At 60.1% G+C, this 18,746-nt stretch carries 13 protein-coding genes and 3 pseudogenes; 5 read left to right on the plus strand and 11 right to left on the minus strand.

Annotation, left to right across the window (positions count from 1 at the left end; translation table 11 throughout):
• Window positions 1–122 precede the first annotated feature (122 nt).
• The 5 genes from ACVWW6_RS13830 to ACVWW6_RS13850 are packed head-to-tail and all read right to left on the minus strand — an operon-like array spanning window position 123 to window position 7,765.
• A complete protein-coding gene (locus tag ACVWW6_RS13830) occupies window positions 123–1,241 on the minus strand; it encodes a hypothetical protein (protein WP_456680877.1) in 1,119 nt (372 codons plus the stop codon).
• Window positions 1,238–4,594 carry a UvrD-helicase domain-containing protein gene (locus ACVWW6_RS13835; protein WP_456680878.1) on the minus strand — a complete coding sequence of 1,119 codons (3,357 nt, stop codon included), beginning with the start codon at window positions 4,592–4,594 and terminating at the stop codon, window positions 1,238–1,240. Before ACVWW6_RS13835 ends, ACVWW6_RS13830 begins: the two co-directional genes overlap by 4 nt.
• Entirely contained in the window at window positions 4,576–7,227 is a 2,652-nt protein-coding gene (locus tag ACVWW6_RS13840; RefSeq protein ID WP_161536676.1) for a PD-(D/E)XK nuclease family protein, read from the minus strand. Before ACVWW6_RS13840 ends, ACVWW6_RS13835 begins: the two co-directional genes overlap by 19 nt.
• The gene (locus ACVWW6_RS13845; RefSeq protein ID WP_456680879.1) at window positions 7,224–7,433 is read right to left on the minus strand and encodes a DUF2399 domain-containing protein; all 210 of its coding nucleotides are present in this window, start codon (window positions 7,431–7,433) and stop codon (window positions 7,224–7,226) included. The genes ACVWW6_RS13840 and ACVWW6_RS13845 overlap by 4 nt, the downstream gene beginning before the upstream one ends.
• Window positions 7,433–7,765, minus strand: a complete 333-nt coding sequence (locus ACVWW6_RS13850) for a hypothetical protein (RefSeq protein WP_456680880.1) — start codon at window positions 7,763–7,765, stop codon at window positions 7,433–7,435. The genes ACVWW6_RS13845 and ACVWW6_RS13850 overlap by 1 nt, the downstream gene beginning before the upstream one ends.
• A 44-nt stretch (window positions 7,766–7,809) precedes the next feature.
• Between ACVWW6_RS13850 and ACVWW6_RS13855 the strand changes: the two genes are divergently transcribed.
• Entirely contained in the window at window positions 7,810–9,375 is a 1,566-nt protein-coding gene (locus ACVWW6_RS13855) for a TIGR02680 family protein (protein WP_456680881.1), read from the plus strand.
• Window positions 9,372–10,544 carry a TIGR02679 family protein gene (locus ACVWW6_RS13860; protein WP_456680882.1) on the plus strand — a complete coding sequence of 391 codons (1,173 nt, stop codon included), beginning with the start codon at window positions 9,372–9,374 and terminating at the stop codon, window positions 10,542–10,544. Before ACVWW6_RS13855 ends, ACVWW6_RS13860 begins: the two co-directional genes overlap by 4 nt.
• Here the strand turns inward: ACVWW6_RS13860 and ACVWW6_RS13865 are convergent.
• From ACVWW6_RS13865 to ligD, 5 genes and pseudogenes are all read right to left on the minus strand, one after another.
• Window positions 10,465–11,613 (minus strand): annotated as a pseudogene (locus ACVWW6_RS13865) (TIGR02677 family protein); the annotation flags it as partial. The gene ACVWW6_RS13860 and the pseudogene ACVWW6_RS13865 sit on opposite strands and share 80 nt — an antisense overlap.
• Before the next feature lie 327 nt (window positions 11,614–11,940).
• Window positions 11,941–12,063: pseudogene (locus tag ACVWW6_RS13870) on the minus strand (DNA polymerase IV); the annotation flags it as partial.
• Window positions 12,060–12,785, minus strand: coding sequence for an SOS response-associated peptidase (locus ACVWW6_RS13875; RefSeq protein ID WP_161536671.1), 726 nt, complete (start codon window positions 12,783–12,785; stop codon window positions 12,060–12,062). The gene ACVWW6_RS13875 and the pseudogene ACVWW6_RS13870, both read right to left, overlap by 4 nt.
• A gap of 3 nt (window positions 12,786–12,788) precedes the next feature.
• Window positions 12,789–13,157, minus strand: a complete 369-nt coding sequence (locus tag ACVWW6_RS13880; protein ID WP_456680883.1) for a hypothetical protein — start codon at window positions 13,155–13,157, stop codon at window positions 12,789–12,791.
• Between the two features lie 148 nt (window positions 13,158–13,305).
• Window positions 13,306–14,226, minus strand: a complete 921-nt coding sequence (ligD, locus tag ACVWW6_RS13885; protein WP_161537181.1) for a non-homologous end-joining DNA ligase — start codon at window positions 14,224–14,226, stop codon at window positions 13,306–13,308.
• A gap of 105 nt (window positions 14,227–14,331) precedes the next feature.
• On the opposite strand from ligD, the gene ACVWW6_RS13890 reads away from it, so the two are divergent.
• A complete protein-coding gene (locus ACVWW6_RS13890; RefSeq protein WP_161536670.1) occupies window positions 14,332–14,520 on the plus strand; it encodes a DUF3606 domain-containing protein in 189 nt (62 codons plus the stop codon).
• A 42-nt stretch (window positions 14,521–14,562) separates the two neighbouring features.
• Here the strand turns inward: ACVWW6_RS13890 and ACVWW6_RS13895 are convergent, their stop codons facing one another.
• Window positions 14,563–14,826 (minus strand): hypothetical protein, encoded by a 264-nt coding sequence (locus tag ACVWW6_RS13895; protein ID WP_246740402.1) that lies wholly within the window; start codon window positions 14,824–14,826, stop codon window positions 14,563–14,565.
• Window positions 14,827–15,418: 592 nt separating this feature from the next.
• Here ACVWW6_RS13895 and ACVWW6_RS13900 point away from each other — a divergent pair.
• Together ACVWW6_RS13900 and ACVWW6_RS13905 are read left to right on the plus strand one after the other, a co-directional pair.
• Window positions 15,419–16,382, plus strand: a pseudogene (locus ACVWW6_RS13900) (ArdC family protein).
• Window positions 16,383–16,477: 95 nt separating this feature from the next.
• On the plus strand, window positions 16,478–18,598 hold the full coding sequence (locus ACVWW6_RS13905) for a DNA-binding protein (RefSeq protein ID WP_456680884.1): 2,121 nt from the start codon (window positions 16,478–16,480) through the stop codon (window positions 18,596–18,598).
• Window positions 18,599–18,746 lie beyond the last annotated feature (148 nt).

Here is an 18,746-nt window from a genome sequence, read left to right on the forward strand (position 1 = left end):
ATCTTTCCGCTCAACAGGATGTCGATGCCCCGAAAAACTGCGTTGAACCGTGACTTCAGCGGCTTATCCCAAGGGCAGGTCCCCAGTTCCAAATCTGCCAATCCGGGCCGTCGCCGGTGTGTTCAAACCACACGAGTGTAGGTTTCACCGTCGATCACGCGCTGAACCTGTTCCTTACTTCTGGCTCCGATCCTCTCGGCTATGGTCTCCGCTGAGTAGCGAGCCGCGAGCTCACGAATGGCGCGCACTTGCTCAACTGAAAGGCGGTCATCCCGCCCGCAGATCTGCGCAATGGCCCAATCGTTGTCTTTCCACTTATCCGACACCCACGGTGCCGGGAGACCTTTACGCGGGTTATCCCGTAACCAGGCCTCTAACAGCCGATCGCGTTCGTCGGGCATCGGCACAACGCGCTCGGCCAGCATCCCGTTCTCTCGAAGATATTTCAGCCCAGACTTCCCGCCGGGGATCATGTTCAAGCGCCGTGCGTCAGACCAATGTCCTTTGACGAGCCATTCCTCCGTCGCGTAAAGAGCCTCGAGATCGTCTGTAATCCCCATGATCTTATGGTGGATATAGGTGACGCGTCCTTCGCGCAGTTCCTCGCGGAGTTTGCGATGAAACAGCAGTGGGCTTCCGGCATCAACAGCCCGACGATGCTCTGCCCAGCGCTTCTGCCAGCTTCGCGTCGTAACGCCAACATAGAAGAAGCCATCGTCCGGGTAGGATGGTCCCTCACCAAATATATGCTGGTAAAGAACGTAAGACTTCTTCGGCCACGCCTTTGGTGCAATCAGCAGTTGGGCTGGCGCGGAGAACACTTGGCTAGGCTGCGTGACGCCAAATATGCGCGGAGAGGTCTCTAGGCGATCCGCCGCTGCCAGCAGGACTGGATCCAGCACGAGGTCAAACCTGATCTCCGTTCCTAACGCTAGTTCACCCGCTTCCAGCATTTGCCCTGACTTGAATTGGTCAGAACCAACCGTCCGAAGCCCCTCCTTTACGCGGTTCTGAGGCGCTATGAAGACGGGTCCATCACCCAGTGCAACGAGGTGCACGACCGGTATGAAATCCCCCGGCTTCGCACGAATAACGCCTCCCTTTTGCTTGGCGACACTTAGCCAATGGGCGCCATATCCGGTCCTGCACCACTGGCGGAGCAGGGTCTCAATCTCACTCCGCCGCCGGTGCATGACCTTGGGCGCGAGATGTTCCCACCAGTCGCGGCTGATCGTGATCATAAGGGCCTCGCTTCGTGAATTATCCCGTCTTCTTCGGGACGGCGAGCCAATGAGGAGGCCGGATTCTCGACCCACACTATCTCGCCAAGACTCATAAATACGAGCATTCCGCGCTTGGCGCCTGTCGCCTTCAGATAATCGCTGAGCTGCGAGGCGTAGCGGTTTCGTACTGTAGAACTCGGGGTGATATCCGACTTCCAATCAATGGCCACCTCCACGTGACCCTCTCTGATCGCAAGCGCATCCGCTCGGCCTGCAATCAGGACACCGTCCTCGGAACCCCAAATCGTCATTTCAGGCAGAAGAAAGGGGCGCATCTCCGCTATCTCCGGCAGGCCTAAAGTTCGCAACGCGCATCTCGCCATCTCCGTCGCATCCGGGCGGATCTCCCTCTCGTCTGCGTCCGTTAGCAACTGGGCGAGCAACTCGTCCGCACGTGAAGCCACTGGTCTCTCCTGGGCCTCCAACCCGCCCGTCAGGAACTCCTCCATCATCTTGTGGAGGACAATCCCGCGCAATGCTCCGCCGCCGACCACTTCCATCTGTTCGGCAAGCGAGTCAGCCACGACAACTGTGTCGATAGGATCAGCTAGGCGATCTCGATCGTGGTCGCTCGGACGGCGCCAGACAACGGTCGGTGCGCTCTCGCTCACCCTTCCTTGCTCTGCCGCGAAAATGTCAGAAGATTGCTTGTTCTCGTGCGCTGTCGCTTGCCGCTGGTACGATTCCGGAAAGCCGGAAACATCTAATTCTGGGAGCTCCCCGTGTCGGAGATCGATTGAAGTGAACCATGAGTCTTTCGCAGCCTGTGGGATATGCGGAAGGATTAGAAGATCTCGCGCTCGAGTACAGGCTACGTACCAAATTCTCTCGCGCTGATTTGCGTCTTCCCGACTTTCCTCCGCGCGGGCCGCGGCCAAGTCTGGTGGCGCGACGCCTCCAACCATCCAGTGGAGGGTATTGTCGGACTGCCGATGCACGAACTGATCCGGTCGATAGAGCTCAGTCGTTGAATTGATCGGTATCACGACCGGCCATTCCAGACCCTTCGCTTTGTGTATGGTGACAATTTCAATCGCGTGCTCGGCAGCATCGACCCGTCCCTCTGGCGCCCTCACTTTGCGTTCCCACTCCGCCTGCAGGTCTCGAACGAATGGGCGTAGCCCTGCTATTCCATAGCCACGCGCGCGCTCGATGAGGGCGTCCAGGTTAGCGAGCGCACGTGCGTTACGATTGCGGTGGCGAGCCGCCAAAATCACCCGTACGTTCAGACGTTCAATCGCTTCAGCCAGGATCAGGCTCGGCGTCGAGATGGCTGCGCGCCGCCGGAGGTCTTGCAGGCTGATAAGGATGGCTTTCGCGACGGGATGTTGGTTCGTCGAAGGATTGGTCCTTACGCTGAAGAAGTGCGGGCGCCCGTTCATCTCCGGCAGCCCCGCAGTGATGTCCAAGAGTTGCTGGTCGCTCAGCCCGACCAATGGACCACGCATGAGCGCACCAAAGGCGAGGGTGTCGGAGGAATCCGCCAGTACACGAAGGAGTGCGAGGATATCCTGAGTCTCCTGCCGACGCATGAGCGACTGACCGGCTTGCGACGATACGGCAAGGTTTCGCTGCTCCAGCGCGCGTTCGTAGCGCCAGAGTTCGGTGTGCCCTGGCGATACAAGCGCAATGTCCCCGGGCTGAAGAGGAGACAATGAGTCATCTGCGCGCCGGATCAACACGTTGCCGATTAGGCGAGAACAGATGTCCGCAACCTTTTCGGCTTCGGCCTCGCGGAACATCTCCGCATAGATACGTCCTTCAGTCACAACTTGGATCGTAAACCGAGCCACGCACGGTGTGGGGTAGGAGCCGTCAGCGATGGTCGGCGCAAGCGCGACGTATCTGGGCTGCCCGGTCTTGCCGAAGACCGTCTCAAAACACGAATTAACGTGTCGAATGATCGCCTTTTGAGATCTAAAGTTGGCCGTTACTTCGATGACGGCCCCGCCGTCTTGTGCGCCGATGAGCCGGCGACAAAGTTCATAGATCTCTATATCCGCGCCTCGGAACCGATAGATTGCCTGCTTGGGATCCCCTACCAGGAATAGAGAGCCGGGCCGCAGCCGACGATCTTCCCAGCGTTCCACTCGGTCGTCAGTTGCTGCAATGGAGAAGAGGATTTCGCTCTGAATGCGGTCCGTATCCTGAAATTCGTCGACCAGTATATACTTGTAACGTCGTCCAATCGCGCGACGGACTTCTTCGTGACGGCGGACAAGGGACCGTACATGCAAGAGGAGGTCATCGAAGTCGAGCACCGCGGCTGCCCGTTTTCGGCCCTCGTAGCTTTCCAGCAGCAGATCGAGCGATGACGACAAAATGCAGACGAGCAAGCTCGCGATATGTCCGATCAACTCGTTCCAAGCGTCAGCGGCCATCTGATAGTGCCGGATCGCGGCCTCGCTGCCCGACTCGCCGGGGTGCGCGCCAAAGAGCTCCGCTGCATCAACATAGGACTTGAGCTGAAGTCCCTTGGCGAACAATCGACATGGACCGGCATCGCACAGCCGCCATAGGGTCGCGAAATCCGGTGCGCTATCGAAAACGCGTACATATCGCGCCGAGAGCCGACGCAGCTCATGAGCAATTCCCCGCAAACAGTTGTCATTGTCGATGCTTGTCTGCCATCGAAAAAAGTCGTCGACGGCCTGAGCAAACACGATGTCGGGTCGAACACTCTGTAGCGGAGGTATCGGAGCCGCTTCCGGGTGCTCCCGACGGAGCATGGCAAGTTCGCGAATGAGATCGACGACCTTCAGTGGGATTTCTTCCGCCAGCACGACAATCGGGTCGTTCTCAATGGCGCCCTCGGCGAGCCTGCGGGAAAACCACGCGGAAAGCTCGCTGCGAAAAAGCGCTTCGGCCACCGTTTCATCGACGATGCGTGCGCCCGGATCGAGTCCGGCCTGCACACCGTGGCTATGGATGACGGCCTGACAAAAGCCGTGGATCGTCGTGGCTGTCAGTTCGTCGAGCCTCGGGGCCGCCGCAGAGAGTGCCGCGTACTGCGCCGCGGTGAGGCCGGTAGGGAGCACGGGCTTGACGAAATCGGGTGTGTCGCCTGCAAGCAGGGATTCTACGGTCTCCCTGATGCGGCGAGCGAGCTGGCCCGCAGCCAAGTCGGTAAAGGTGATGGCGGCAATGTCTCCGGGCGGGAAGCCGGCCGCCAACATCATTGCGACGCGGCCGGCCATGAGTGAGGTTTTTCCCGTTCCAGCGGCGGCCTCGACAAGAATGACCGACGTGAAGTCGGTCATGGCGCGAATGCGATTGTCCTGATCGACCAGTGTCATTTGGACGAATTCCACAGCTTGGCAAGCTTCCGGTTGGCGGCGCGAAAGTCGCCCCCTTTGCGTCGGAGGTAGCTTTCACGATCCGCAGGAAGGGCAAGGCGCATATCATCGTAGTGCGCGTCCTGCTCCCACCGTGGCGCGATCCGTCCACTCCGCAGGATCTCTACTGCTGCCGCTAGGAAATTGGTGGCCTCGACAATCGCATTGTCCAGTTCGTCGCCTCTCAATTCGAACTTGGCAGGCTCATCAGCGAGGTAGATCAACCTTGCGACAACCGTTCTGACCTCCGGAAGAAGCGTGCGGACCGTCAGTGCGTAGAGCACCCGCTGAAGCTCGCGCCCCTGGCCGAGTACGATCTGCTGACTTTTTGGTGGCGGCTTGGTGCTCTTGTAGTCGGTAATCTGCGCGCCATCGCCCGAAGCGCGGATGTCGAGACGATCGATCCTACCGCCGTAGATGAGGTCGGCCTGAACAATGGGAATTTTGATCGTCTCATTCCATGGCAATTCGCTGCCAATTGATGCTTCCTGGCCGAACGGGACCTCGCTCCAGCTTCGTGTGTCGGCCCTCGTCGGCTCGTCAGATGCAAGCCCCTTGGCCGTGCGCCGGGCTGCTTCTTTCACTGTATGCTGCCAAAGTGTAGCTGGCGGTACGGAGCGTTGTAGGGGCCAAGAAGCCATAATCCTCGACGAGGCCGCAGCGATTGCGGCCTCGATCTCATCGGGGTTTGCGCGAGCGAACCCTGGGCTCGGTTCAAGCCGTGCGATCGCGCCACTGATAAGCTCGTGCACGAGTTCGCCAAAAGCCATTGGATCAAGCTGAAGGGGCTCGGGATCCAAGCGTGTGGAGTGCCATCCCAGAGCGTAACGCCAGACGAAGCCAAGCGGATCTCGCAGAAGGCGCTGAAGCGACGTCGTTGATTGAGTGCGGGCGAGGGCGGCCAGAACCGCGGGATGGTCGGACGCGATCAAGCCGTCGTGGCGAGTCAGAGTTGATTCTCGTTGCCAATTTCGCCAGCAAAGCTGACTTTGGCGGACGTGTTCGAGCTGCCCTGCCTCGCGAGGTCGGGCCAATAGTCGGTCGGCTTCACTGAATGCGTGTGGAGGAATGCGGTCCCGCTTATGAATGGCCTCGTCCTTTGGCCACAGCGAGCTCGGGGAGAGGACGCTGCCCTTCGCGTTACGCTCCGGTCGAGACAGCACCAATATCTCGCGCGTTGCACTGCGGATGACGTCAAAATGTAAACGGTCGCGGTCTGCCGTCGTGAGTCCATGCAATGTACGCCGGTCGAGAAGATGGTCGGGGATGAGAGGATCATCATTCTCAAAGCGAGGCCACAATCGATTTGTCATGCCGAGCAAACGGACAAATGGTCGCGGGCTCGCAGCCAGGTGCGACGCGGGACACCAAACAACACTGTTGGCCGGATCTCGCCCATCAAGTACCCGCAATGCCTGCAGCGATAGCGCTACAGCGTGGGGCGGCGCGCTCCGTGATGCTTCCTCCCACATGGCCAAGCTGGCCCCGCTGAGTAGCAGGCGGCCGGCCTCTAGCCCGATGTTGGGTCCCCGTGCAAGGAGGTCGAGAACCGGAAGGAGGACGGTCTCAGCTAGGTCGCCAGCCGCACGATACGATCGACCCACGATGAGTGCTTCCCGCCACTGATTCAGAGTCCTCAGGCCGGCATTCCGAGGTATCGACGAGAACCAATCTTCTGGAAGAGTACTTATGAAGGGACGCGCCGGCAGGCGTCTGAAAAGCCGCCAAACGCGTTCCTGGCTCAGGCCGTTCGTCAAGATGTCTGCTAAGGCAGCACAGGCCTGTCCTTCAGGCGTGCTGAGTGCCGGAACGCCATGCGAGAAGTGGAGCGGGAGTCCGGCATTGTTTGCGTAGGCGAGAAAGTGATCGTCCCAGCCCGGCGTCGACGTCGCCGCTATCGCGATCTCCTCGGCCTTTGCTTGGCCCGACGACAAGAGCTGACGTACCCATCGAAGTGCTTCGACGACCTCGGATTTCGGATCGCCACTGGCCTCAGCCAAAAAGTTTGCCGGAGCAACCGCCGTGCGTCGGCGAAGCGTGCCCTTGAACCACGCAATCTCGGCTTGGACAGGTGAATCCCAGGAAAGCTCGGTGAAGTGGGCGATTCCATTCAGCAAGGGACGCCAGACGGCATCGATCTCCACTATCCCGCCAAGCGTAACCGGCCCGAGCAAGGTCTTCGACTGCGATACCCTTGACATCGCGGCGCCGCGAAGATCGCGAGGCAGCCTCCTGGAGGGAGGAAGAAGCTCCCTTATGCGTGTCTCAAGCAGATGTAGATCTGCAAAGCGCCCAACGTGCTGGGGAAGGGATGATAGGTCAATATCTGCACGCCATACTGCGTCGAGCGCCTGAAGCACGGCTCGAGGCATGCCCGGCAGGCTCGAAACGCTGCCAAGATCTTGGAAGCCGCCGGCGGCCAAAGCCGCTTGAATGGCAGGATAAAGAACGTCGGTAGTGACGGGGGCGATAAACCCGCCGGCCAGCCGCGCGGCAACAAGCGGAAGGGTGAGGATTTCACGACCGATGTTTCCTTGGCGTGCAGCCGCTAGCCGCTGCATGCGTATCGCCAATGGCCCGTCTACGACGAGGGTGGAGCGGGCGATCATCGAGCCAAATCCTGTAGCAGTTCATCGGCCAGGCTTTCTTCGGCTATCGCAAGACCATGGGTTCGCATCGCTGCTGTCAGAGCTTCGTCCCAAGAGGCGTGGACCTCAAGGCCAGTCAATGCAAAGCCGGGACGTGGGGCGCGTGCTACTGCCGCCAGATATTCCGTTACGTCGAACCGCCACGGTATGGCTCCAAATTCGCGCATCACATGATTGCCGATGCGCAACCCTGGCCGACGTGACGAGCGAGCGCTTGGTAGTCGTGCAACTGCCGACGATCTTCCTCCAGTTGATTGAGCGCATCGGCCACGTCCGTGAGAAGGTCGGTGGACAGCGGAGGCAATGCTTCCGTCAGCGCGGCCGACAAATTGGCTTCATCCGGTTTCTTCGACAACTGAGGTTGCCGAAGTTGAATTAGTGTGTCCATCAGCGCGGAATAGCGGGCATTACCCAGCTGGAAAAGATGCTCATCCACGGCACGGCGATAGCTCGCCGCGGTGTCATAGACTTGCCCATGATCGGCTAACGTCTCTCTCAACTTCTCCTTTGTCAGACCTGCATCTTCCTGAGGATCATGTCCAATTGAATGCGGTCGATACGATGCTTGCGCAGCTGACAGAAAAGGTTCTGGCGCTTGCACATACGGCCCGCGAGTTGCGTCAGGCCCAATCGGAGTTGCAGAAGCAACAGAACCGTGAACAAGACGCCAAACAAGAGGCCGACGCAAATATTGCGTACGCAGTCGAGCAGGGGCGCAAGGCTATCGAGGCGAGGATACGGTTAGAAACACTTCAAGAAACGGTGGGAACGAAAGTTGCCGAACTACAAGCCAAGCTCGAGGCCGCTCGGACCGCGCTCGAACTCAGCGAAACCGATTCAAAGGAAACGGGAAAAACTGCGCGCAGCGCAGGCGAGGAACGTGCACGTGCGGATCAAAAGGTAATCTCGGCCGACGAGCTATTGCAGGAGCGAGCCGCCGCGCGTCAAGAAGCCATCACTCGATTGCAGGGATTCGCTGCAACCGACCTTCTATCCATCGCGCTTCCGGAAATTGACCTACCTGATCCTCGAGGTGTGTGGACGATCGAACCGGCACTGACGCTCGCACGTCGGGCCGAACAAGCCCTTTCGGACGTTCCGCATGACGACGAAGCATGGAAGCGAATCCAAAGCCATCTGTCTACGGATTATACCGAACTCAGCCGCGCACTTAGCGCGCTTGGCCACCAGGCCCAAATGGACCAGACGGCCGACTATGAACTGGTCGTGACTGTCGTCTACCAAAATCGACCGGAGCGGCCTGATCGGCTTAAGGAGCGACTCGAGGGCGAGATTGCTCAGCGTCATGAGCTCCTGACGGCACGAGAACGAGAGATACTCGAAAATCACCTTCAAGCCGAGATTGCCGCCGCGATTCAAAGGCTAATGCAGGACGCTGATCGGAAGGTCGATGCCATCAACGAGGAGCTATACAAGCGACCAACATCCACCGGAGTTCGCTTCCGGTTGCAATGGCTGCCGCTGGCCGAGGGGGCCGACGGGGCACCCGTTGGACTGGATGCCGCCCGAAAACGACTGCTGAACACGAGTACGGACCTTTGGAGTTCCGAGGATCGCAGCGTGGTCGGCGCCATGCTCCAAGATCGAATCAACATCGAACGTACGAACGCCGACGCGACTACGGGCGGCAGTCTCCTCGATCAATTGAGCAGAGCCCTCGACTATCGTCATTGGCATCAATTCACAGTCCAACGTTGGCAGGACAAGCAGTGGCGCAAGCTCTCCGGGCCAGCATCGAGTGGTGAACGAGCGCTAGGCCTGACGGTTCCGTTGTTCGCAGCGGTCGCAAGCTTTTATAGCCAGAGCGGCTCGCCGCACTCTCCGCGGCTCGTGTTACTCGACGAAGTCTTTGCAGGCATCGACGATTCTGCGCGAGCTCACTGCATGGCGTTGATTCGTGAATTCGACCTCGACTTCGTCGTAACAAGCGAACGCGAGTGGGGATGCTATGCTGAATTACCGGGCGTATCCATTTGCCACCTTCAGAGACTTGAGAATATCGACGCAGTACACGTCTCTCGTTGGACGTGGGATGGTCGTGCGAAGCAGCGTGAAGATGATCCGAATCGAAGGTTTGCGGACGCATGATTGAGGGGGACGGCCGTCTCCGACGTCTGCTCGGCGGCGATGCACTTGCATCGCTGAGAATGCGTCTTCGACAGCGCTTTGAGCGAGGTCCGGTGGATGGGAAAATAGAGCGCCTTCGCATTTCAAACCTCAACAGGGACGAGCATTCCGCGCTTGCCGGGCTCATCGGTCGGCCCGCACGTTTCTCGGGCTCCATGCAGATCGATGTACAAGTGATCGATGCGGCCCTAAGCCGAGCAGGCGTGGCAAGCTCGTTGCGCGAAGCGCTGGAGTCGATCGACGGCCCTATCATTCACGCAGAAACTGCTCAGACCGAATTGAACGCGAGATGGTCGAAGGCGATATCTTTCGCAACTCATCTGGATTTCTCGAGCTTTCTTCAAGTTCCCTCGGGCGCGGGCCTGCTCAAGCGGTTGTCAAATAGTGACCCGGACGTCGCTGCGCGGCTTTGCTCGCAGGCGGATACGGTTCTCAAGCTTCTGCCAGCCAAGGGCATGACCCGTGCACAGTTGGCCGCCGGAACGCTAGGCGACGCGCATGCGCTCGACATGGGCGAAGCCGTGGCGACCTTGGTACTCGCTGTCTGGCGCAAGAAGGGTCGCGACGAACGCACCGATGACGAGAATCGGCTGTTTGAGAGCGACGACATTCGCGGCATCGGTGAAGATCGGATTCGGGACATTTGGGCTAGAGCAGGGATTCTAGTCAACGAACTAGCGCGGCCTGCACTGTTTCTGAACCTGAACATCGACAGCAGTCAGACGCCGTCGTCCGGGGAGCCGAATTACGCCTCACTTCGCTTTCTGTTACGTTCCAATCCGCTCTGGGACGTGAGATCGCGAAATGTCTACGTTTGTGAGAACCCCAATTTGCTTGCTATCGCGGCCGACAAACTCGGCGCGAACTGTGCGCCGATGGTATGCACCGAGGGAATGCCTGCTGCCGCGCAACGCGTTATTCTGCAGCAACTGGTAACCGCCGGCGGCCGCCTCCTCTATCATGGCGACTTCGATTGGCCAATTTACGGAACGATAGCTGCGCTTGTAACCGTTCTCGCTCGGCCTGACGGTCCTGCACGCGCGGTAGCGGACCACGTGGGGCCATCTCACCATATTCGCGTAAGCGCGGGTGAATACGTACGGGCGGAGCATCATTCCAAGGCGTCGTAGCTGGCAGGTCAGCGATTTCCGCGCCAATTAGGAAGTGCCGTGCCGGATTGAGTGCGAATGCAGCGCGGGCAAGCCGATGTGCCCCGTCCTCGCTGCCACAATCTGCAAACCAATGGGCAAGGACGCGAAAGTCTGCGGATCGATCGCTGCGGCCGCTGCGGCGTTCGTTCAATGCAGCGATAACCGCGAGCAGATGCGGAATGGCCGATCGCGCCCTGGATCTTAGCACCTCGCCCTGCGGCGGATCATTTCCTGGGCTAACGAACCAGCCTCGCAAACCCTTCCATCGCTCCGTCCAAGCATCAAGCGACCGAGCTAGCGCATCCTGTTGTTCGTTGTCTTGCCCGGGAGCCGCATCTCGGGCTTCGCGTTGCGACGCTTGCCGCAAAAGCTCACGAATGACTGGATCAAGCGCGATAAGATGCTGTGCGATGCCGCCCGAGCGGCTGACAAGGTCGCCGATGAATCGATCGAGATAGTCGATCAGCCTCTTCTTATAGGCGATAATTGCAGTTGTATCCGAATGCTGAAGCTCGATGCTGCGTCCGATGCTCGCCATGAATGCCTGGGCGTTTTCGGCGAGACCTTCGAACACTCGAACCAAATCACGCAGGGTCTCATGAATTTTTGCATCGTCGAAGATGGAATCTTGCGAGAGGTTACGCAGAACCTGTAGCTGCTTTGCAATGTCTTCGAGCGCAACGCTCTGCAGCTCGGCTCGCCGCCTTAGTGCTTGGCTGAATACAGTAAGGGCTGACTCGACGGCCTCTCCACCCTCAGTAAGACGATACAAAAAACGGGCACGGTAGAAGTCACTGATACTAGCAACACGAGCTGTGTCGGGCTGCGACTCGAGATTGCCCCATTCAGTTAGCTGCGCCAAAGCACCTTGAAGATCTTCGATCTTCGGAGGTGCGGTATCCCACTGCGCATCGGCAAGAACTTCGTCTGGTCTCAGATGGAGGCGGAACTGTCGCTTAGCCGCAGCGAATGCATCCATGATTTTCCGATAAAGTTCTGACTTCTCGGCGGTGACATGTCGGAAGAGCTCACGTGCATCAACTCTCATGGAATGGCGCTGCAAATAGAGGGACTTTAAGAGACTTATATCGCCAGGGAACAATAAGTGAACATGCTGCAACTTTAGAGCGCAGAGGTCAACCGGGATAAAGGGAGGTTGGATAACCTGGGGACATCGCCATTTTGTGCGGTGCCAAAAATACTGACCATACTGTTATTTTAGACCACGCAACCGCCGCACTATCGGAATCGGGAGCTAAGTCGAGGCTAATCCCCGAACGCAGTGTCGTCGCTCAAAGTCTGCGTCTCTGGCGGCGCTCGGCGGAGAAGAGCTAAATTCTTCAGAGCGCGCCCCTCGTCTTGGAGTTGGTTCTCGCTTGCCCCGCAAGTCCGGATTATCACGCTGCCCGACGGACGCGTAGAAGGCGTACATGTCGATGTGGATTATTTTGCGCTGACGGGGTGAGCCCTCTGTCTGGTCGTCGTCCTCGCCAGTCACGTTGTCTGCCCGGCCGGGTCTTCCTTGACGCCGCGGGCGACGATCCTGAGCGATCCATCCGGAAGCGGTCGCTGCAAGTTCAAGACTTCGTCGAGTGGAGCCGTCATCCAGGTCTCGACTTCTTCCGGCGTTGTCAGGATGACCGGCATCGCCTTGGGGTGGATGGCGCCAACCTCCGTATTCGACTCCGTTGTGAGAAATGCGAAGAGGTCGTTGGTCGTCTCACCTTCTTTGACCTTCCGGACGGACGTCCAGTTGGTCCAGATGCCGGCGAAGCATGCGAGGGGACGGGTCTCGTCGAGCGCGAACCAGATATCGCCGCCCTCAGCCTTGTTGAATTCGCTGAAGGAGTTGAAGGGTACCACACAGCGGTTTTCGGTTCCTAACCATCGCGTCCAGTGCTTGCTCTTCACGTTGCGGATGTTGGTCGTGCCGCCGTCCGGCTCCATTCTGAGCAAATCCTTGAAATCCGCTGCCTTGCCTTTGGCCTGCAGCTTTTCGGCTCGTTTCTTGGTGGCGTCCATCAGCGCCTTTGACGACGATGGCATTCCCCACCGCGCCGTAGCGAGTTCGCGCCCCTCGACCGCGTTGCGCACAATCGGTGCCTTGTAATCGGGAAACACACCGGGCATCGGCGCCAAATTGCCAACGTAACGGTTCACGACGCGGAACAGCGCGCTGATCGCGGCCTGGTTGGTCGTGATCGAATAAAGATTGCACATCAGTCAGGATTCGGTTCGAGGGTGGCGCGGCTGCCACGTCAACTGTAGCAGAGTTGCGGATGGACGCCGCCCCGCCTTGGCGCATTTCCGGCAGCGAAGCCGGCTGGCGAGATCGTGCACGAAAGTGGTCGGCGGGTGCTTCATCGCCGCGAGATCCACGTCGCTTGGGGTCTTGCAGCGCGCGCACCTGATCTCCAGCCAGGGAAAGCCTCCGTTCACGGCCTGGTCGATGGTCGGTGACGGATCGATCGGTTCGCCGTCACTCCACATCCGCTCGTTCCAACTTTCGCAAAGCAGCCTGTCGGCTTGCTGGATCATCGCCTCGCCTTTGGCCCGCATCTCCGCCGATTGGGTAGCCAGGATGTTTGCCATCGCGCGTGCCTTGCCGAGCTCTTTCGCCAGAACTGTCAATCGGCATTGGACTGGGACCCCCGATCGGCAATGCCGAAACACACCGGAATCGTCAGCGGACTTTCGGGGGGCTTGTTCGCCCACTGCCAGAAGCGATCGAACGCATCCATCACAGGTCCTCCCGCAGGCCCCGGAAGAAGGGGTGGCGAACCTTTCCCTCGGCCGACTTCGCGCGATACTCGATCTCGGCCAAAAGCTTGGGTTCGACCCAGATGCCCTTGTGACCGATGCGCTTGGTATATGGTTGGGTCTTTCGGATGAGGGGTTTAAGCCGCTTCTGCAGATCGGCGGCCGAGACCTTGTCGAAGCCGTGGTCGACTTTGCCGGCGTAAAGCAGATCATCGCCCTTGCGCCGGCCGACGTAGATGCCGTCCCACTTCGTCCCATCGAGTGCGAAACCGGCAATGGTCAGCGTCTCACGCTGTACGCAGGTCTTTTTGACCCAATCATTCGTGCGTCCCGTCGGATAGGCGCTGCCCCGGACCTTCGAGACCACGCCTTCGAGGCCGAGCTTGCAGGCGTGCGCGAACATTTCGCTGCCGTCGATCTCGAAACTTTCGCTGAACTGGATATCGGTGCCGGTCAGGATCTTCTTGAGTTCGGCCTTGCGCTGAAAGAGCGGTAGCTTCCGGATATCTCGGCCGTTCAGATAGAGCAGATCGAACGCTACGAGCACGATGCTCTTCGATTTGCCCTTGAGCTCGTTCTGCAGGACCGAGAAGTCGGTCGTGCCGTCGGGGGCAGGTACCACGATCTCGCCGTCCACCACCGCCGAGTTCGCCTTGATCCGCCAGGCGTCATGGGCGACCTTCTTGAAGCGATGCGTCCAATCGTGGCCGCGCCGGGTGAAGATCTTCGCCGTCTCGTTGGCCAGATGGACCTGAACACGGTAGCCGTCGAACTTGATTTCGTGACTCCAGCGCTCTCCGGATGGCACCTTTTCGATCGAGGTGGCCAAGGCCGGTTCGATGAAGCCGGGGAAGGACGCCTTGACGCCGATAGCCGCCGGCTTTTTACGCTGAAACGCCACTGAAGAACTCCACGCTACAGCCGATTCAAATTGACACAGTTCGAATCGTTCCGGAACCGTCGAATCCTTGTTGCGTTGCCTCGACGCCACGAACAGGAGGTATCCATGGCGGCAGCGAAGAAGTCAAAGACGGCGCGCGGGCGAAAACAGGACCGGGCACGGGTAGCCGGCGGGCAGGACTACGAAGTGCGGTACGAGGCGAAGAAGACAGGTAAGTCGGCGCCGGCGGTGAAGAAGGCTGTCAAAAAAGTCGGCAATGCGCGGAAGCGCGTGGAGAAGCGGCTAGGCCGCTGAACCGGAGGGCTGAGTTGGCGTCGGTGCTCGGCGCCGGTCCTTCTAGTCAGGGGGACATTCTGGGCAGGTGTCGCCGATCGAGTCCAGCACGTCGCGAACCGCGGCCACCGCTGCATCGGGGGACACGTCTGCTGGCGGGTCTCGACGGGCCATATCGAAGGCCCGCTCCCGCGCATGCGGATCGGCGCGGTCCTGCATCCAGCCGTGCTCCTCGCACTCGCGGATGGCGCCTACTTCTTGGAGAACGTGGATCGCCCATCCCCGCAGTGTACGTATTGGTGGCCTTCGTTCACTGGTCATCAGCATTGAGATAGACTCCGAATACGACGAATCCTGTAGCCCGTCGTTTGTTCCGGCTGCTAACACAAGGCTGGGATTCCCAGTCAGCAAAGAACAGGGTTTCCCCATTCCGAGGCCGCTGTGAAAAGTGCCAGGCGGTTCTCGCGGGATTGCCTGAATCACGTCCGCTCAGGTCTTTCACTGCGTGTGCGCGTGCGGCCAGAGCCGCACCGGGCTCTCGTGAACCGAGCCGCGCAGCGTCTCGGCCGTGCGGCTTCGATCCCTCGCGCCAGAGCTTTTGGTGCTCCTCGCCGGGGGCACTCGGGAAAGGGGCCCGCCGTCATGCCGGCGTCGCTATCACTGCCCCATTCCCGGGTGCCCTTTTAACCGGTCTCGTCGCTGCACTCGGTCCCGCGTGCCGCCTTCGGCGTCGCTATGCTCACGCTCCTGCGGGTGCCATTTTCCGTTTAGGCGATGCGCCTCTGGCGCACGCCTGGTCGGGCCTGCGGCCCTAAGTCAGATTGCGCAAAGGGCTGAGAGTAAGAGTGCGGGCTGGGTTTATCCGTGACGGGTTACGAGCTGCGAGAGAGACTCGCGGCGCCCGTCGCGGAGAACCGCGATGCCAAACCCTACTGTTGGTGCGCGCGCCGGCCAGGACCGCGCGAACCTCTATAACGAAATCACCGACAAGATCATTGCCGAGCTTGAGGCCGGACGCGTCCCCTGGGTTCAGCCCTGGGGTACGGCCGCGGCGAAAGCGCCGTTGGCGATGCCGAAAAACGCGTCGACCAACCGGCAATACAGTGGCGTCAACATTCTTATCCTCTGGGGGTCCGTTATCGAACGCGGATTCACCGGGCAAAGTTGGCTCACCTTCCGCCAGGCGCTCTCGCTTGGCGGCCACGTTCGCAAGGGAGAGCGCGGCACCACTATTGTCTACGCGGATCGTTTCGTGCCGAATGACGAGAAGCGACGCGCCGCTGAGACAGGCGAAGACGCGCAAGCGATTCCATTCCTCAAACGATTTTACCGTTTTCAACACCGATCAGTGCGAGGAACTGCCTGACGGCATTGCAACCGCTGCGCCGCCACCGCCGGCTGGCCTCATCGAACCCACGGTCGAAGCCCTGATCAAGGCCAGCGGAATTCCATTTCGGATTGGTGGAGTTCGCGCATTCTATGCAACAGTCGAAGACTATGTTCAGGTCCCGCCGCCGCAGGCTTATTTCGAGCCGATCAACTGGCACCGCACCGCGTTGCACGAACTCGGTCATGCGACCGGGCATTCATCGCGTCTGAACCGCGACCAGAGCGGATCCTACGGTACGAAGAAATATGCCTTCGAAGAACTGGTCGCCGAGTTGAGTTCCGCTTTCAGCTGCGCGTCGCTCGGGATCGTCCCAACCGTTCGCCATGCCGACTATATCGGCTCCTGGCTTGAAGTCCTGCGCGAAGACAATCGCGCCATCGTGCGTGCCGCCTCGCAGGCTAGCAAGGCCGCGGACTATTTGCTCGGCTTCGTTGCCGACATCGATCCCGCCGCGGCCGCGGAAGCAGGGATAAGCGATCACGAAGCCGCGTGACGTTGTTCCAGGTCAGAGTGAGAGGAGCGGAGGGGCTTCGCGACGGGTTGGAAGCCGAGAGAGAGTCTCCTGGCGGCCCATCGTGGAGAGTCCAAATGACGAAAGTCCAGAAGATCACGCTGTCGCCGTCGCGCGACATCCCCTTCAACAAGTTGGTGCTCAGCCAGTCCAACGTGCGGCGCGTGAAGGCCGGTGTTTCGATCGAACAGCTCGCGGAAAGCATCGCCCAGCGCACCCTGCTGCAGAGCCTGAACGTTCGAGCAGTCCTCGACGGCGAGGGCAATGAGACTGGCATGTTCGAAGTGCCCGCCGGCGGCAGGCGTTATCGCGCTTTGGAGCTTCTGGTGAAACAGAAGCGCATGGCGAAGACGCAGGCTGTTCCGTGCGTCGTCCGCGAGGGCGGCATCGCAGAAGATGACTCGCTCGCGGAGAATGACGAACGGGTCGGTCTGCATCCATTGGACCAATTCCGAGCGTTCAGGACTCTGAGCGATGCTGGCCTCAGCGAGGAAGATATCGCCGCGCGCCATTTCGTGACCCCGGCGATCGTCAGGCAACGCCTGCGGCTGGCGTCGGTGTCGCCGAAGCTGCATGAGGTCTATGCCGAAGACGGCATGACTCTCGAACAGCTCATGGCGTTCTCCGTCACGGGCGATCAGGCTCGCCAGGAGCAGGTCTGGGTGAACGCATGTCGCTCCGGCCATGATGAGCCCTACCAACTTCGGCGGGCGTTGACAGAAAATGCCGTCCGCGCCTCGGACCGTCGGGCTCGCTTCGTTGGTGTTGACGCTTACGGGCAAGCAGGCGGCGCCGTCGAGCGCGACCTCTTTCAGCATGATGATGGCGGTTGGCTGCAAGACGTCGCGCTGCTCGATCGGCTCGTTACCGAAAAACTCACCGCTGAGGCCGAAACCATCGCCAGGGAAGGATGGAAGTGGATCAAGGTTGCTCTCGACTTCCCCTTCGGTCATGCCACGGGCCTTCGGGAACTCGATGGCACACCTGCCGACCTCACCGCGGAGGAGCAGGCGACGATCGACGCCCTGAAAGCCGAGCATGCCAAGCGGGAATCCGAGTACCAAGACGCCGACGAGCTGCCCGACGACGTCGATCAGCGCCTCGGTGAAATCGAAGCTGCCCTGATTGCGTTCGAACAGCGCTCGATCATCTATGATCCCGTCGACATCTCCCGCGCCGGCTGCTTCGTCAGTATTGATTCCGAAGGACGGCTCTCGGTGGACCGGGGCTATGTCCGACGCGAGGACGAAGCGCCGCAGGAAGATCATCCGGCTGTCGGGCAGGACGCCCATACATCGTCGAGCGGCGGCCAAGGGTCAAGTAGTCCCACTGTGCAGCAGACGGCCATCTCGGTTGCTGGCGGTGCTGCTGATACCGAGGATGATGACGAGGATGCGGCGCGACCGCTGCCGGACCGTCTCATCACCGAACTGACGGCGCATCGAACCCTGGCATTGCGGGATGCGCTGGCAGAAAATCCCGCGATCGCGTTCCAGGCGGTGCTGCACAACTTCGTGCTGACCGCCTTTTACCGGTTTGCCTCCTCCGGAAGTTCTCTTGAGATCGGACTTCACACGCCGACCTTTCCTGCTCAAGCCCCTGGCCTGCGAGAGAGCGCGTCCGCGAAGGCCGTCGAGGCGCGGCATGAGTCCTGGAAAGCACGGTTGCCGAAGGGCGAGAACGATCTCTGGGATGCGCTCACAGCTCTCGACGGTGCCGCTCAGGCGTCCCTGTTCGCTCACTGTGCGTCATTTGCGGTCAACGCCGTCTACGAGCCGGCCAGCCGCTACATTCAGGGCCGCTTCTCCGTCCATGGTGTCCGCACGCGTCTCGACCAGGCCAATGTGCTGGCGCGCGCGGTAGGGCTCGACATGGTGCAGGCCGGCTGGCGACCGACCGTCGATAACTATCTCGGCCGGGTCACTAAACCTCGCATCCTGGAAGCGATCCGGGAAGCCAAGGGCGAGTCGTCGGCGCAACTGATCGACCACCTGAAGAAAGCTGACATGGCGAAGGAGGCTGAGCGTCTGCTCGATGGCTCGGGCTGGTTGCCGGAACCGCTGCGTCTGGTCGACCCCAGCGCGTCGTCGGTGGAGCAGGAGGGTGAAACGGGCCCGCTGCCCGAATTCCTCGCCGACGATGAGGATCGAGAGAACGCCGGCGACGATGATCCGCAACAGCTCGACGCGGCTGAGTGACATCGTTGAGCGGGATGGCTCCGGCCATCCCGCAGTTGCTTGGGGACCGGTGTACAGCGCCGGTCCCCATTTTTATGGGCGAGGGCTGAGAGGGAGAGCAGGGCCGGGAAGGGTTTGAGCCGTCGGGCCAAAGGAGAGCGCCTGATGG

It is taken from the genome of Bradyrhizobium sp. USDA 3311 (assembly GCF_054062495.1).

Bases quoted from the DNA above. Each gene is read 5' to 3' on its own strand.
- ACVWW6_RS13830 (WP_456680877.1), bottom strand. From the start codon at position 1,241: ATGATCACGATCAGCCGCGACTGGTGGGAACATCTCGCGCCCAAGGTC.
- ACVWW6_RS13840 (WP_161536676.1), bottom strand. From the start codon at position 7,227: ATGATCGCCCGCTCCACCCTCGTCGTAGACGGGCCATTGGCGATACGC.
- ACVWW6_RS13845 (WP_456680879.1), bottom strand. From the start codon at position 7,433: ATGCGCGAATTTGGAGCCATACCGTGGCGGTTCGACGTAACGGAATAT.
- ACVWW6_RS13860 (WP_456680882.1), top strand. From the start codon at position 9,372: ATGATTGAGGGGGACGGCCGTCTCCGACGTCTGCTCGGCGGCGATGCA.
- ACVWW6_RS13875 (WP_161536671.1), bottom strand. From the start codon at position 12,785: ATGTGCAATCTTTATTCGATCACGACCAACCAGGCCGCGATCAGCGCG.
- ACVWW6_RS13880 (WP_456680883.1), bottom strand. From the start codon at position 13,157: ATGGCAAACATCCTGGCTACCCAATCGGCGGAGATGCGGGCCAAAGGC.
- ACVWW6_RS13890 (WP_161536670.1), top strand. From the start codon at position 14,332: ATGGCGGCAGCGAAGAAGTCAAAGACGGCGCGCGGGCGAAAACAGGAC.
- ACVWW6_RS13895 (WP_246740402.1), bottom strand. From the start codon at position 14,826: ATGCTGATGACCAGTGAACGAAGGCCACCAATACGTACACTGCGGGGA.
- ACVWW6_RS13905 (WP_456680884.1), top strand. From the start codon at position 16,478: ATGACGAAAGTCCAGAAGATCACGCTGTCGCCGTCGCGCGACATCCCC.